Source organism: Pseudarthrobacter xylosi, assembly GCF_055412765.1.
This window is the reverse complement of sequence record NZ_JBVAYT010000005.1, coordinates 135921-148588: the sequence shown is the minus strand read 5'-3', so window position 1 is coordinate 148588 and position 12668 is coordinate 135921. Positions and strand designations below refer to the sequence as shown.

The 12668-nt window shown below is 65.0% G+C and carries 12 protein-coding genes and 3 tRNA genes; 5 read left to right on the top strand and 10 right to left on the bottom strand.

The window, feature by feature from the left end; translation table 11 throughout:
• Positions 1 to 3: 3 nt before the first annotated feature.
• The 3 genes from ACZY1F_RS12740 to ACZY1F_RS12730 all read right to left on the bottom strand — a co-directional run bounded on the left by ACZY1F_RS12740 (position 4) and on the right by ACZY1F_RS12730 (position 3936).
• Positions 4 to 981 (bottom strand): ABC transporter permease, encoded by a 978-nt coding sequence (locus ACZY1F_RS12740; protein WP_463942029.1) that lies wholly within the window; start codon positions 979 to 981, stop codon positions 4 to 6.
• Between the two features lie 100 nt (positions 982 to 1081).
• On the bottom strand, positions 1082 to 2755 hold the full coding sequence (locus ACZY1F_RS12735) for an ABC transporter substrate-binding protein (protein WP_463942028.1): 1674 nt from the start codon (positions 2753 to 2755) through the stop codon (positions 1082 to 1084).
• A 77-nt stretch (positions 2756 to 2832) separates the two neighbouring features.
• Complete coding sequence (locus tag ACZY1F_RS12730) at positions 2833 to 3936, bottom strand: LacI family DNA-binding transcriptional regulator (RefSeq protein ID WP_498049654.1); 1104 nt, start codon at positions 3934 to 3936, stop codon at positions 2833 to 2835.
• 366 nt (positions 3937 to 4302) lie between these two features.
• On the opposite strand from ACZY1F_RS12730, the gene ACZY1F_RS12725 reads away from it, so the two are divergent.
• A complete protein-coding gene (locus ACZY1F_RS12725) occupies positions 4303 to 5445 on the top strand; it encodes an IS1249 family transposase (protein WP_463942247.1) in 1143 nt (380 codons plus the stop codon).
• Between the two features lie 124 nt (positions 5446 to 5569).
• Here ACZY1F_RS12725 and ACZY1F_RS12720 read toward each other — a convergent pair.
• The 3 genes from ACZY1F_RS12720 to ACZY1F_RS12710 all read right to left on the bottom strand — a co-directional run bounded on the left by ACZY1F_RS12720 (position 5570) and on the right by ACZY1F_RS12710 (position 5930).
• Positions 5570 to 5645, bottom strand: a tRNA-Phe gene (locus tag ACZY1F_RS12720).
• 48 nt (positions 5646 to 5693) lie between these two features.
• A tRNA-Asp gene (locus ACZY1F_RS12715) sits at positions 5694 to 5767 on the bottom strand.
• A 90-nt stretch (positions 5768 to 5857) separates the two neighbouring features.
• A tRNA-Glu gene (locus ACZY1F_RS12710) sits at positions 5858 to 5930 on the bottom strand.
• 167 nt (positions 5931 to 6097) lie between these two features.
• Here ACZY1F_RS12710 and ACZY1F_RS12705 point away from each other — a divergent pair.
• Complete coding sequence (locus ACZY1F_RS12705; RefSeq protein ID WP_463942027.1) at positions 6098 to 7189, top strand: PHP domain-containing protein; 1092 nt, start codon at positions 6098 to 6100, stop codon at positions 7187 to 7189.
• 53 nt (positions 7190 to 7242) lie between these two features.
• Positions 7243 to 8187 carry a DMT family transporter gene (locus ACZY1F_RS12700; protein WP_463942026.1) on the top strand — a complete coding sequence of 315 codons (945 nt, stop codon included), beginning with the start codon at positions 7243 to 7245 and terminating at the stop codon, positions 8185 to 8187.
• Between the two features lie 9 nt (positions 8188 to 8196).
• Here the strand turns inward: ACZY1F_RS12700 and ACZY1F_RS12695 are convergent, their stop codons facing one another.
• On the bottom strand, positions 8197 to 8826 hold the full coding sequence (locus ACZY1F_RS12695) for a class I SAM-dependent methyltransferase (protein ID WP_463942025.1): 630 nt from the start codon (positions 8824 to 8826) through the stop codon (positions 8197 to 8199).
• Between the two features lie 73 nt (positions 8827 to 8899).
• Here ACZY1F_RS12695 and ACZY1F_RS12690 point away from each other — a divergent pair, with 73 nt between their 5' ends.
• Together ACZY1F_RS12690 and ACZY1F_RS12685 are read left to right on the top strand one after the other, a co-directional pair.
• The gene (locus ACZY1F_RS12690) at positions 8900 to 9328 is read left to right on the top strand and encodes a metallopeptidase family protein (RefSeq protein WP_160677193.1); all 429 of its coding nucleotides are present in this window, start codon (positions 8900 to 8902) and stop codon (positions 9326 to 9328) included.
• A gap of 10 nt (positions 9329 to 9338) precedes the next feature.
• Complete coding sequence (locus ACZY1F_RS12685) at positions 9339 to 10259, top strand: cation diffusion facilitator family transporter (protein ID WP_463942024.1); 921 nt, start codon at positions 9339 to 9341, stop codon at positions 10257 to 10259.
• Between the two features lie 43 nt (positions 10260 to 10302).
• Here the strand turns inward: ACZY1F_RS12685 and ACZY1F_RS12680 are convergent, their stop codons facing one another.
• The 3 genes from ACZY1F_RS12680 to ACZY1F_RS12670 are packed head-to-tail and all read right to left on the bottom strand — an operon-like array spanning position 10303 to position 12609.
• Positions 10303 to 10794 (bottom strand): SCO6045 C-terminal-like domain-containing protein, encoded by a 492-nt coding sequence (locus ACZY1F_RS12680; RefSeq protein ID WP_463942023.1) that lies wholly within the window; start codon positions 10792 to 10794, stop codon positions 10303 to 10305.
• Entirely contained in the window at positions 10794 to 11711 is a 918-nt protein-coding gene (locus ACZY1F_RS12675; RefSeq protein WP_463942022.1) for an MbnB/TglH/ChrH family RiPP precursor modification enzyme, read from the bottom strand. Before ACZY1F_RS12675 ends, ACZY1F_RS12680 begins: the two co-directional genes overlap by 1 nt.
• Positions 11686 to 12609 carry a TIGR04222 domain-containing membrane protein gene (locus ACZY1F_RS12670; RefSeq protein WP_463942021.1) on the bottom strand — a complete coding sequence of 308 codons (924 nt, stop codon included), beginning with the start codon at positions 12607 to 12609 and terminating at the stop codon, positions 11686 to 11688. The genes ACZY1F_RS12675 and ACZY1F_RS12670 overlap by 26 nt, the downstream gene beginning before the upstream one ends.
• Positions 12610 to 12668: the final 59 nt, after the last annotated feature.

The window sequence follows — 12668 nt, the reverse complement described above, 5'->3', positions numbered from 1 at the left end:
GTCCTAGTTGCTGCGCACGCGCGGGTCGAGGCGGACGTAGAGGATGTCCACCAGGAAGTTGGCCAGCAGCACGGCGGCTGTGATGGTCAGGAACAGGCCCTGCATAAGCGGGTAATCGAGGCCTTGCACGGCGGCCAGCAGCTGGTAGCCCACGCCCGGGTAGGCGAACACCACCTCGGTCAGGAGGGCACCGCCCACCACAAACCCCAGGCTCATGCCGAAGGCGGTCACGGATGGCAGCATGGCATTGCGGGCGGCGTAGCGGAACATGATCCGCCCCGGGCGCAGGCCCTTCGCCTCGGCCATGGTGATGTAGTCCTCGGCGTTGGTGGCGATCATCGTGTTGCGCATTCCCAGCATCCAGCCGCCGATCGAGACCAGCACGATGGTGAGGGCCGGCAGCACCAGGTGCATGCCGACGTCGGACACGAACTCCCAGCTGAAGCCGGGCACGATGGTGTCGCTGAAGGCGTGCCGGATGGGGAACCAGCCCAGCGTGACGCCGAACAGGTAGAGGGCGCCCATCGCGAGCCAGAAGTAGGGAAAGGAGCCGATGAAGATCAGCAGCGGCGGGAGCGCCGAGTCGACGGCGCCGCCGCGGCGCCACGCCGCCAGGATTCCCAAGAGGTTGCCCACGACGGCGGCGATCACCAGTGCGGTCCCGCCCAGCAGGAGCGTCCACCCCACCTGCGAACCGATCACTTCCGTGACGGGAGCGGGGAAGCGGGACATGGAAACCCCCATCTGGCCGGTCAGCATGTTGTGGAGGTAGCCGAAGTACTGCTCCCAGAGTGGCCGGTCGTCCACGCCGAGCAGTTTGCGCAGCTGCTCGATCTGCTCGGGCTGCATCCGGTCCTGGTTCCTGGCGAACATCCGGGAGACGGGGTCGCCGGGCATAAAGCGCGGGAGCAGGAAATTCAGGGTGATGGACACCCAGAAGGCAATCAGGTAGAAACCCAGGCGGCGCAGGATAAAGCGCACGGTTTCCCTCCATTCGGGAATTGCGGAAAGTTTTTTGGGTGGCGGGCCCGCGCCCCATTGGAAGAGGCGCGGGCCCGCCAGTAGAAAGGGTGGCGACGCGCTACTTGCGCGGTTCCAGCGTCGTAAGGACCAGGACGGTGGTGGGCGACTTCACCGAGAGAGTCGCGTAGGGATTGTCCTCCGTGGGCCAGCCGGTAAACCGGGTGTCGTTGAAGGCGCCCCATTCCGGGCCGGAGAACAGCGGCACCACGGGCGCGGCGTCGTTATATTCTTCCTGGAGTTTGTCGGCGATGTCCTTCTGTTTGGACTCGTCGGATTCCGCGGCGAACTCGGCGAGCAGCGCGTCTGCTTTGGCGTCCCCGAAGCGGTGGTAGTTGTCAAACGTCTTGGTCCCCACCGGCTTGACCGATGCGGTGCCCATTGAGTTGTTGAAGTACTTGTACGGGCTGGGGTCGTTGGCGCTCCAGACGATGCCGGAATCAAAGTCGCCCGTCTCGTAGCCGGCTACAACTGCCGCCCAGTCCGGGGAATCAACCTTGGCCGTCACGCCGACCTCGGCGAGGTTCTGGGAAATCACGTTGGCCACGGAAAGCCAGTCGGATGATGAAGCGCCCACGGAGATCTTGAACTCAAAAGGCTTGCCGTCCTTCAGGGTGCGCTTGCCGTCGGCTCCCTTGGCAAAGCCGGCCTTGTCCAGCAGCTGGTTCGCAGCGTCCACGTCCAGTTTGGTCCACGTGCAGTTGTCCTTGACAGTGGCGTTCTTCCACTTTTCATAGTTGCCGGACAGGCCCGTGCAGTCGGCCGACTTTGCGTAGCCGCTCATGCCGATCTTGGTCACCTGGTCACGGTCCACAGCCATGCTGAGTGCCTTGCGGACATCAACGTCGTTGAAGGGTGCCTTGGTGGTGTTGAGTTGCCAGTTGATGGTCGCGCCCGTCGCCGGGAACCAGTACTGGCGGTGTTCCTTGTCCTTGGAGACGAAGGTCTTTTCAATGTTCGGAATGTACTGCGGCGCCCAGTCGACGTCACCGTTCGCGGCGGCGAGGTTGGCGCCGTCGTTCCCGGCGAAGGCAAGCATCTTGATGCCGGCGATCTTCTGCTTTTCCGGCTGCCAGTAGTTGGGGTTCTTCTTCAGCACGAAGGACTGGGCCTGGAAGCTGTCCACCTCGGTGTACGGGCCGGTGCCCACCGGCTTGGCGTTGGTATCCTTGCCCGGGTCAGCAAGCGCGGACCAGATGTGTTTGGGCAGGATGGTGAGCTGGCCGAGGTCGTACAGGGCCGGCGACCACGGCTTGTTGAAGTTGAAGGTAACCTTGCTGGCGCCGTCGGCCGTCACCGTTTCGAGGTATTCAAAGCCGCCCTTGATCTTCTTCTGCAGTTCGAACGTGTACGCCACGTCTTCTGCGACGAACGGCTTTCCATCCGACCACTTCACGCCATCGCGGAGGGTGAAGGTGATGGACTTGCCGTCGGCTGCCGCCTGCCACTCAGTGGCGAGCCATGGCGTTGTGTCCCCCTTTGCCGGGTTGAAGATCAGAAGGGACTCGTAGATCGACTGCTGCACCATGGGGTTCACCGTGGGAGCGAAGGGGTTGAAGTTCTGGACGAACGTGCCCATGTCCTCGCGGGGAATGGTCAGGAATGCGCTCTCGGCTGAGGCGCCGGTGGCACCTGTTGTGCCCTGGTTGGCTGAGCAGCCGGTGAGCAGGAGGGCACCTATTGCCAGGCTGGCCGCCGTGATTCGGGCAGCCCTGAAGAATCGCTGTTGTGTCATGATGGGTATCTCTTTCCTCTCTTCATCTCTGAAGGTGAAGGTGTGGTTGGGGTTGCTTTCCAGTTGTTGATTTGCCGTCAGACTGAAAAGCGTTCTAGCAGCGGACAGTCGACCATTTGCTGATGGGCGGTGATCGGCTGTCCTGCTGTAAGGCTTGCGAGTGTCTGGACACCCAGCGCACCCATCTCCTCGAAGGGCAACGCAACCGTGGTCAGCTTTGGCCTGAGGTAGGCCGCAATGAGTTCCTGGTTGTCGAAGCCGATCACGGCGATGTCTTGGGGGATGGCGAGCCCGCGCTCCTTGATGGCGTCATAGGCGCCCATAGCCATCCGGTCGTTGAGGCAGAACAGTGCAGTTGGCCTGCCTGCCCCAGCCGGGTATTTATCGAGAATCTCGCAGGCGGCCTCGTAGCCGCCATCCGCCGTCGCGTATCCCGAGACTACAAGATCGGGGTCCAGTTCCAGCCCTGCTTCGGCGAGTGCTTCACGGCACCCCTCCAGTCGTCCGACCGCGGCGGGGATGTTCGGATCCAGGTTGATGACACCGATTCTGGAGTGGCCTGCCTGGAGCAAACGCTCGACGGCGACGCGCCCACCTGCGCGTTCGTCCGGGACGATCGAGGGCAGCTTGCCGTCCGCGTCGAAGCAGTTGATCAGCACAGTGGGCACCTCATTGGCGCTTTCCGGAACGTGCACGGCCCGGTGGAAGGTGGCCGCGTACAGAAGTCCTTCCACCCTCTGCTCCAGCAGCTTTTCAAAGGCTGCATCCTCCATGCCCTGGTTGGGTCCTACGGCATCGGCCTGGTCGGAAGGGGCGATGAGCAGGAACCGGCGGGACAACCATGCCTGGTCCTGCGCACCCTTGATGATGTCGACAGCGAACGGTGCCGTGACAATCTCCGTGACGATGCCGTACCAGTCGCTGCGCTGCGAGGCCAGGGCGCGGGCACCGGCGTTGGGCCTGTAGCCGAGTGTTTGAACGGCTTCGAGGATGCGGTGCTTCGTGTCCTCGGAGACGTTGGCGTGCTCCCGGTTGCTGAGGACGAAGGACACTGCGGTGCGGGACACTCCGGCGTGCTTAGCCACATCCGCCATGGTGACGCCACGGTGCGAGGGGGCCGCCGTCGTCGTACCTGCTGCGCGTGTCTTCGCTGCAAGTGCGGGTGGGTTGCTGTTCGCCATTGAATGCTCCGGGACTTCTGCGTGGGGCCCGTCTGGTAACCGGCCGGATTCGTTTAGTAACGCGCGTTACATGCTGCGTGTGATTTACGTTACGCGCGTTACATGGATCCTGTCAACGGCTGGCGTAAAGAACTTTGGCGTGGGCCAGCTTCGTCGCGTGGACCGCCCCTATGACGCGCAGTTTCCTCAGCGACACGGAAAATCCCCGACGACACCCGAATTTCGGTGTCACCAGGGAATGTGCGCGTCGACCAGGAATAGGGTTATAGGACAAAACGTGTGTATAGATGGGGCTGCATCCCAGTAAGCGCATGGGAAATCAGGGATAGCTAAGCTCTGGGAGCTTAGGGTGGCTGGGGTGCTTGCATATCTCTGGAATGTCTGGTCTGCGGTCAGGTACTGGTGCGGAATGGGAAAACGGCTGCGGGTAAGCAGCGATACCGGTGCCTCGAATGCGGGGCGAGCCGTTCGGGTGAACGCCCGGATGTGAGCCGGCGGGCGGAACTGAAGGCGTTCCTTGGTTGGGTGATGGGCACGTCGAGTCAGTCCGGGGTTGCTGCGTTCGGCACGGCCAGGTCCTTCCGGCGGCGCACGGCATGGTGCTGGAACATCACCCCGCAGATCCCGGTCACGGGAGAGGTCCATGACCAGATCCAGGTCGATGGTATCTATGTGGGTTCGTGGTGCTGCCTGATCGCTGTCGCCGGTGATTACGTGCTGGGCTGGCAGTGGTGTGACACCGAGAAGAAGGCCGCGTGGGCTGCGCTGCTGGAACGCTTTCCGGCCCCGCGGGTCGTGGTCACCGACGGTGGTTCCGGGATCGCCGCGGCCCTGTCCGAGTGCTGGTCCGAGACTGCGGTGCAGCGCTGCCTGGTTCATGTCCAGCGCAACGTCCGCACCTACCTGACTAGCCGGCCCAGGACCGAGGCCGGCAAGGCGTTGCTGCGTCTGGGGCGCGCCCTGACGAGAATCAAGGCTCCGGCGGAGGCGGCGGCCTGGCTGGCAGGACTCAATGACTGGCATCAGCAGCACGGGCACCTGATTAAAGCCCGGACATACCGCACCACCAGTGCCGTGGTCCCGGGGTGGGTCCGGACGAACCAGTCCTGGTGGTTTACCCATGACAGGCTCCGTAAGGCTTACCGGCTCCTGGAACGCCTCGGCCAAGCCGGGACGCTCTTCACCTATCTGGGAAGCGAATACGCCGGGCTAGATATCGCCTCCACGACCAACAGGATCGAAGGCGGAACGAACGCCCAGCTCCGGCTCCTGCTGCGCGCCCACCGAGGCATGAGCGAGGACCACCAGAAACGCGCCATCGAGTGGTACCTCTACCTGCACAGCGAGCAGTTCCGGCCACCAGCCACGCTCATCGAAGCCCGCCACTACAACCCGCCCAAGACCAAATCAATCCGGACAGAGCAGGAACCCGGGCCCGAGCTATACAGCACAGGACTCACTGCCGACGAAGGACTCTGGCACCGCAAAGGCTGGGCAGGACGCTCATGACGCGCCCGAGCTATACACACGTTTTGTCCTATAACCCCAGGAATATGCGCGGCATGGAGCGGCCGGGAAGCAGATGGTTGTTAAAGAAGAAAAGCACCAGTTCCGAAGAACTGATGCTTCCCAGTGGTGGCTCCGACCGGCGTCGATCCGGTGACCTTTCGATTTTCAGTCGAACGCTCTACCAACTGAGCTACAGAGCCTAGGTGACATGTCACCTTGACCGCCGGAATTTCTTCCAGCAATCAGAGCGACCCTGACGGGACTTGAACCCGCGACCTCCGCCGTGACAGGGCGGCGCGCTAACCAACTGCGCTACAGGGCCTTGATTTTCTTGCTTCGCGGCATCGCTACCGCTTTTTTCAAGGCTTCCAGCTTACCAGACGTTTTCAGCCTGCCAGACCAGTTCCTTGCGTACCCCCAACGGGATTCGAACCCGTGCCGCCGCCGTGAAAGGGCGGTGTCCTAGGCCGCTAGACGATGGGGGCCAGAACCCGTTCGGCACAAAATAAAAGGCTTCAAGCCGAGGCTCTCAGTCTTCTCGTTTGCAGTTGCTCCGAACTGGACTCTAAAACTATAGGGCCTCGGTGGGAATAACTCAAAATCGGCTCAGAGACACCTGACTGAAGCGGCCGGAACAGGCGAAGATGGACAGATGGATGCCGTCGACGCGCTCAATGAAATTGCTTTCTGGCTGGAACGGGAACGCGCTGCCACGTTCAAGGTCCAGGCCTTCCGGAAGGCGTCCGGAATCATCGCCGCGCTTGACCCATCCGAGGTGGCAGCCCGGGCCCGGGACGGCAGGCTCAAGAGCATGAAGGGCATCGGCGACAGGACCTATCAGGTGGTCCGGCAGGCCGTGGACGGCGAGGTGCCCGAGTACCTTGAGGATCTTCGCCAGCGCAGCGCGGCGCCTCTCGCGGACGGCGGGGCCGAGCTCCTCGGAGCACTCCGGGGCGACCTCCACAGCCATAGCGACTGGTCCGACGGCGGCTCTCCCATCCAGCTCATGGCCGATGCCGCCCGACTGCTGGGCCGCGAGTACCTGGCACTGACAGACCACTCCCCCAACCTGACCATCGCCAACGGGCTCAGCGCGGAGCGCCTGACAGAACAGCTCGACGTTGTGGCCGCCATCAACGCCGCCTCGGCAGGTGAGAGCTCGGCAGGTGCCGGCTCCGCAGGTGAGAGCTCGGCAGGTGGCGAAAAGGACGGATTTCGGCTCCTGACCGGCATCGAGGTGGACATCCTGGAATCCGGCGAACTGGACCAGTCGCCGGACATGCTGGACCCGCTGGATATTGTGGTGGCCAGTGTCCATTCGAAGCTCCGGGCGGACGGCGCCACCATGACCAAGCGGATGCTCCAAGGCATCCAGAACCCCCGCACCAACGTGCTGGGCCACTGCACCGGACGCCTGGTGGAGGGTTCCCGTGGCACGCGCCCGCAATCGGATTTCGACGCCAGGAAGGTGTTTGCCGCCTGCGCCGAAAACAATGTGGCGGTCGAGATCAACTCGCGCCCCGAGCGGCAGGACCCGCCGGACGACCTGATTCAGCTGGCCCTCGACGCCGGCTGCCTGTTTTCGATCGACAGCGACGCCCACGCTCCGGGCCAGCTCGACTTCCTCCAGTACGGGGCTGCCCGTGCCGCGCACAACAATGTGCCCGCGGAGCGCATCGTTACCACCTGGCCTCTCAAGCGGCTACTGGAGTGGTCGGCCCGGGATTGGCAGAAACTCGACTAGACGTGACCGATTCCCGCCAGCTGCCAGCGTTGCCGCGGAGATAGATTGGCAGCATGGCTTCAAGCACCCCTCCCCGCGCAGCAACATCAACCGCGCTTCGCCCGCCACCCGGCCGTTCCAACGCGCTCGGCGTCGCTGCCGTTGCGGTCACTGTGGTGCTCTGGGCGTCGGCGTTTGTGGGCATCCGGGCGATCGGGCCTACCTTTTCCCCTGGCTCCCTGACCCTGGGCAGGCTGGCGGTTGCCGCCGTCGTGCTCGGCGCACTGGTGCTGCCGCAACTGGCCAAAAGCAAGCTGCTGCCGCGGGGCCGCGAATGGTGGCCCATCCTGGGGTACGGCGTGATGTGGTTCGGCGGCTACAACGTGGCCCTGAACGCGGCGGAACACCTGCTGGACGCCGGGACCGCCGCCTTGCTGATCAACGTCAACCCCATCCTGGTGGCCATCATGGCCGGATTCTTCCTGAAGGAGGGCTTCCCGCGCTGGCTGATTATCGGGAGCCTGGTGGCGTTCGGCGGGGTTGCGCTGATCGCGCTCGGCTCCGGCACGGGTTCCTCTGAGCGTTCGACGGCGGATGTGGCGGGCGTGCTGCTTTGCCTCCTTGCCGCCGTGCTCGCCGCCGTCAGCGTCATCATCCAGAAGCCGGTGTTGCGGAAGTTCCCGGCGGCCCAGGCCACCTGGTTCGGCATCATGGTGGGGGCTGTCTGCTGCCTGCCGTTCGGCGGCCAGCTGGTGTCCGAGCTGCAATCGGCACCGCTGCCGGCAACCCTGGGCCTGGTGTATCTGGGCATCTTCCCCACCGCCATCGCCTTCACCACCTGGGCCTACGCGCTGTCCCTGATTGATGCCGGAAAACTGGCGGCCACCACCTATCTTGTGCCGGGCACCACCATCCTGATCTCCTGGCTACTCCTCAGCGAAGTCCCGGCCGTCCTGGGCCTGGTGGGCGGGGTGGTGTGCCTGGTGGGCGTGGGCCTGACGCGCCGCAGGTCCCGGTAAGGGCCCCGCTCAGCGAAACGTTGGACTCGGCTTTGCGGTACCCGCGATGATCGGCGTGACCAGGGCAACCGCCGGGGCCTCCAACCTGCTGATCTCCGTGAATTCGAACCCGGCATCGCCGATGGAGGCCACCGTGTTCCGGTTGAGGTGGCACCCGGGCGCCACGCAGCGGCCCCACACACCGTCCAACCTGTCCTGCCAGCGGGCGGCACGGCCCTGTCCGCGGACATGTTCCAGCACTGCGAGAGTCCCGCCGGGTTTGAGTACCCTGCGGGCCTCCAACAGGGCAAGCCGCTGATCCGGCACCGAACACAGAACCAGGGTGAACACAACAACGTCCGCCGCGCCGTCCGGCAGCGGCAGGTGCTCCGCATCGGCGTCGGAAACCTCCACCGGAACCGATGACTCTCCGAGCCGGGAGCTCAATCTGGCCCGCATGTAACGGTCCGGCTCTACGAGGATTACCCGCTCAGCGTGGCGGAAGTGCCGCAGGTTCGCCCCGGTGCCTGCGCCGACGTCCACCACGGTTCCCGTCAGCCCGGAAAGCAGCAACGCCCGGCGAGGGGCCAGCTCCCGGCGCTCCACAGAGGCCGATAACGCATCGTAAGTGGCGGCGAATAGGCGATGGCGGACGGACATCCGGCTCCTCACAAGGCGGTCAGTGACGGGTTTCAGTATGCGCGCCCGCCCGGCTGCGGACTAGAGTCTGCTTATGCCCGCCAACCTGCCGCCCGGCCTGCCCATCATCCCGGATGGCCCGCAAGAGTCTGGTCCGTTTGAGATGTCCGCTGACGATTTCGAAGCCGCCGTCACGGATGCCCTGGGACTGATTCCCGCCAAGCTGGCGGCGGCCATGGACAACGTCGCAGTGTTTGTCGAGGACGACTACGTGCCCGGCCCCGGCGAGGATCCGGACACCGTCCTGCTGGGCCTTTACGAGGGCGTTCCCTTGACGGAACGGGATTCATGGTGGGACGCCGGTTCGCTGCCGGACCGGATCACCATCTTCCGCCAACCCATCCTGGACATCTGCGGGTCCCGCGACGAGGTGATCCAGGAAGTGGCTGTGACGGTGGTCCACGAGATCGCCCACCACTTCGGCATCGATGACCGGCGGCTGCATGAGCTCGGCTGGGACTAGCCTTGTAGGCATGGGACACGACCACAGCCACACACACGGGATCACGGCGACAGGCCGGCACCGCAAACGCCTCATCGCCGTCCTCGCCATCACCCTGGCGGTGGTGGTGGTCCAGGTGATCGGCGCGGCACTGTCCGGGTCCTTGGCCCTGCTGGCGGACGCTGGCCACATGCTCTCCGACGCGGCCGGCGTGACCATCGCGCTCCTGGCTGCCTGGATCGCCGGACGCCCCCCGAGCGACCAGCGGACCTACGGCTACCAGCGTGCCGAGGTCCTGGCCGCCCTGGCCAACGCGCTGATCCTGATTGTCATCTCGGTGGTCATCTTCACCGAGGCCATCCGCCGGATCGGCTCCGCGCCAGAGGTCCACACCGACATCATGCTCTTCGCCGCCATCCTGGGCGCGGTGGCCAACCTGGTCTCGCTGCTGATTTTGCGCGGCGCACACCAGGACAGCCTGAATGTCCGGGGCGCCTACCTTGAAGTCCTGGGCGACCTGCTGGGCTCGGTCGCCGTCATTGTTGCTGCCCTGGTCATCATGTTCACCGGCTACCAGGCCGCCGATACAATCGCGTCCGTTCTCATCGCCCTGATGATCCTGCCGCGGGCCTGGAGCCTGCTGCGCGATGTGGTGGACGTCCTGCTGGAGGCGACCCCCAAAGGCGTGGAGGTGCAGATGATCCGCGAGCACATCCTCAGCGTTGACGGCGTGGTGGATGTCCACGACATCCACATCTGGACGATCACCTCCGGCGTGCCGGTGTTTTCGGCCCACGTGGTGGTGGAGGACGGCGTGCTCAATGCCCGCGGCGCCGATCAGCTCCTGGACAAGCTGACCACGTGCCTGGGCTCCCACTTTGACACCGAGCACTGCACTTTCCAGCTGGAGCCCGCCAGCCACTCGGAGCACGAATCGCGCCAGCACGCATAGCAGGACTCCCAGCAGGACGACGACGGCGGGGCATTCGGTGGGGTCAGCGGGGACCGCTCAGCCAGACCCAGCGGCGGTGAGTTCCGGCAGCCCACCAACGGGCACCCCCAACGCGCACGCGGCGGAGCCCAACCCACGTGGCGGGGATCCGTTCCCCTTCCGGTCCCGGCTCGGTGTCCATCCGCAGCATCAGAGCCTCCCTGGTGGCAGCTGCGGGGAGGTTCCCCGCCACATCCAGAAAGTCGATCAGTGCGGCACCATCAGCGAAATAGCCAGGCCCCGGCTGGTGCGTAACGTGCCAGCCGAAATACAGGTCCCAGAGCTCAGGATCGGAGCGTATGGCGGCCACCAGGGCCGGAAAATGCTGCCCCAGGCCACCCAGCCGTTTCCGGGCCAGCCCCAACCGGATGGCCGCCACGCGTCCGGGATCAAATCCCTCGGGAACAGGACCGTCGGCCACCAGGGCGGTCACCAGATCCTGCTGCCGTGCCGCCAACACCGAACGTGCCGCCGCCAGCGCGGACTCGGCCCCCATCAGGCGGTGCCCCTGGCCTCAGCCACCGGCGTCACGCGCGGAATACCGGCGGCGTCGGCAATAGCGTCCAGCTCAGCAAAGAAGGCCTGTTCCGGCGGGAAATTGTCGTCCCGCTCCAGCATCAGCGGCAGGGGCCCGGTGACCCTGACGAGTTCGGCGGCAAGTTCCAGGACTTCCCGGAGCACTGGTTCCTGGTGTGTGTCCTGGTAGAGGCCATCCAGCACGGCTCCCCCGGCTATGTGGCAGTACGCGATCCGTTCAAGCGGAAATTCAAGGAGGGCCTTCAGCGGATCACGGCTGTTGTTTACGGCGTTGGCGTAGACGTTGGCCACATCGAGCACCAGCAGCGCACCTGTCCGCTCCAGCAGCTCGGTCAGGAACTGTCCCTCGGTCAGGGTGTTGTCCGGCCATTCGGCCAGGGCCGCGATGGGCTCCAGGGCGAGCGGCACGTCAAGGCCGGCCTGCGCCTGCCGCACATTGGCCGTAAGGACCAGCAACGAGTCGTTGTTCCGCGGCACGGGCAACAGGTGGCCGGCTTCAAGGAGATCGGCGTGCGGCGCCCCTGCCGGGACCTGGCCGCCGGAGCGGACGAAGGCGATGTGCTCGCTGACGATCGGAGCGCGGACAGCCTGTCCGGCTTTCCGCAGGTGCGACAGGCGGGCTTGGTCCACCTCGCCGGCCGACCCCAGGGACAGCGAGATGCCATGCGCGACGACGGTCGTTCCGCCGTCGATCAGCTCTTGCAACGGTGCGGGGACCTCGATGCCCCTGCCGTGATCGTGCAGGTTTTCGGCCACCGTCTCAACAAAGGACAGGCCTGACAGCCGCGCGATGGGTCCGGCCAGGCCCGGCCGCCAGCCGATCCCAAGTCCGGGCGATAGAAGCCCGCCGTCAGCCACCGCAGCCGCCGCCACCACAGCTGCCGCCGCCGCTGCAGGACGAGCTGCCGCCGCTGCCGGAGGATGAGTCCGAGGATGACACCGGGTCCCCGTAATAGGTCCCCGCGCCGGCCCCCGCACCCGCCACCGGAATACCCATCGTGGCGGCATAGCCGGGGGCGGCCACCCACAGGCCGGCCGTGCCAAAAAGCGCCGCACCCAGCGCAACCCGGGCCGGGACGGCTCCGGAGTAGCCGGCTGGCCTGTCGGGCCTGAGCTCCTGGTTCTGCCGCCTGAGTTCACGAAGCACCCGGATACCGGGCTGCGTGATGGTGGGGATTTTTACGGCCAGGACAAACAGGGCGAAGAGGCCTGCGATGATTGCGCCCACCAGGTCGGTGGTTGCACGGCCGTTCAGGATGCCCGCTGCCACGCGCACCACACCGAGGATCAGAAGCAGAATGATGGCCCATTTTAGGGCCCGGAGGGCAACCATGACGCCGCGGCTGCGCAGCAGCCCTAGACGGGCCAGGCGGGCATGGCGGTCATTGAGGCGCCCTTGGACGAAGGCATCCGCGAGGCACCTCTTCGGCGTAACCGCGGCGTTCCGTACGCTGGCGCCAACAGCCTGGAACAGGGGATCCTGCCAGTTGGCGTCCAGGAATCTCTGTTCTTCCGGGGAGTACTGTTCGCTGCTTGGGTTGGTGGCGAGCCAATGGCTGACGGCCACCGCGTGGAACGGCCCGCCGCTCAGGTAGGCCAGATCGAGCGGAGCGAGGGAATGCGGGTCAATCTTTCGCCGGAGCGGGAGCAATCCGCCGGTGAACAGGCGGAGCAGAAAAATACACACGCCCAGCAAGAACCCCGACGCCACGTACCACGCCAGAAAGTCTGGACCTTCAATGCCCCATGTCGGCTCCACGCTTAGCTCCCCCATCGCTGTAATACTCCCCCAATGCTACGGTTCCCGCGTCAGTTCCGGCATGGAGAGATCTC

Excerpts from the sequence above, each read along its gene's own strand:
- ACZY1F_RS12735 (WP_463942028.1), bottom strand. The coding sequence starts at position 2,755 with ATGACACAACAGCGATTCTTCAGGGCTGCCCGAATCACGGCGGCCAGC.
- ACZY1F_RS12730 (WP_498049654.1), bottom strand. The coding sequence starts at position 3,936 with ATGGCGAACAGCAACCCACCCGCACTTGCAGCGAAGACACGCGCAGCA.
- ACZY1F_RS12705 (WP_463942027.1), top strand. The coding sequence starts at position 6,098 with ATGGATGCCGTCGACGCGCTCAATGAAATTGCTTTCTGGCTGGAACGG.
- ACZY1F_RS12700 (WP_463942026.1), top strand. The coding sequence starts at position 7,243 with ATGGCTTCAAGCACCCCTCCCCGCGCAGCAACATCAACCGCGCTTCGC.
- ACZY1F_RS12695 (WP_463942025.1), bottom strand. The coding sequence starts at position 8,826 with ATGTCCGTCCGCCATCGCCTATTCGCCGCCACTTACGATGCGTTATCG.
- ACZY1F_RS12690 (WP_160677193.1), top strand. The coding sequence starts at position 8,900 with ATGCCCGCCAACCTGCCGCCCGGCCTGCCCATCATCCCGGATGGCCCG.
- ACZY1F_RS12685 (WP_463942024.1), top strand. The coding sequence starts at position 9,339 with ATGGGACACGACCACAGCCACACACACGGGATCACGGCGACAGGCCGG.
- ACZY1F_RS12680 (WP_463942023.1), bottom strand. The coding sequence starts at position 10,794 with ATGGGGGCCGAGTCCGCGCTGGCGGCGGCACGTTCGGTGTTGGCGGCA.
- ACZY1F_RS12670 (WP_463942021.1), bottom strand. The coding sequence starts at position 12,609 with ATGGGGGAGCTAAGCGTGGAGCCGACATGGGGCATTGAAGGTCCAGAC.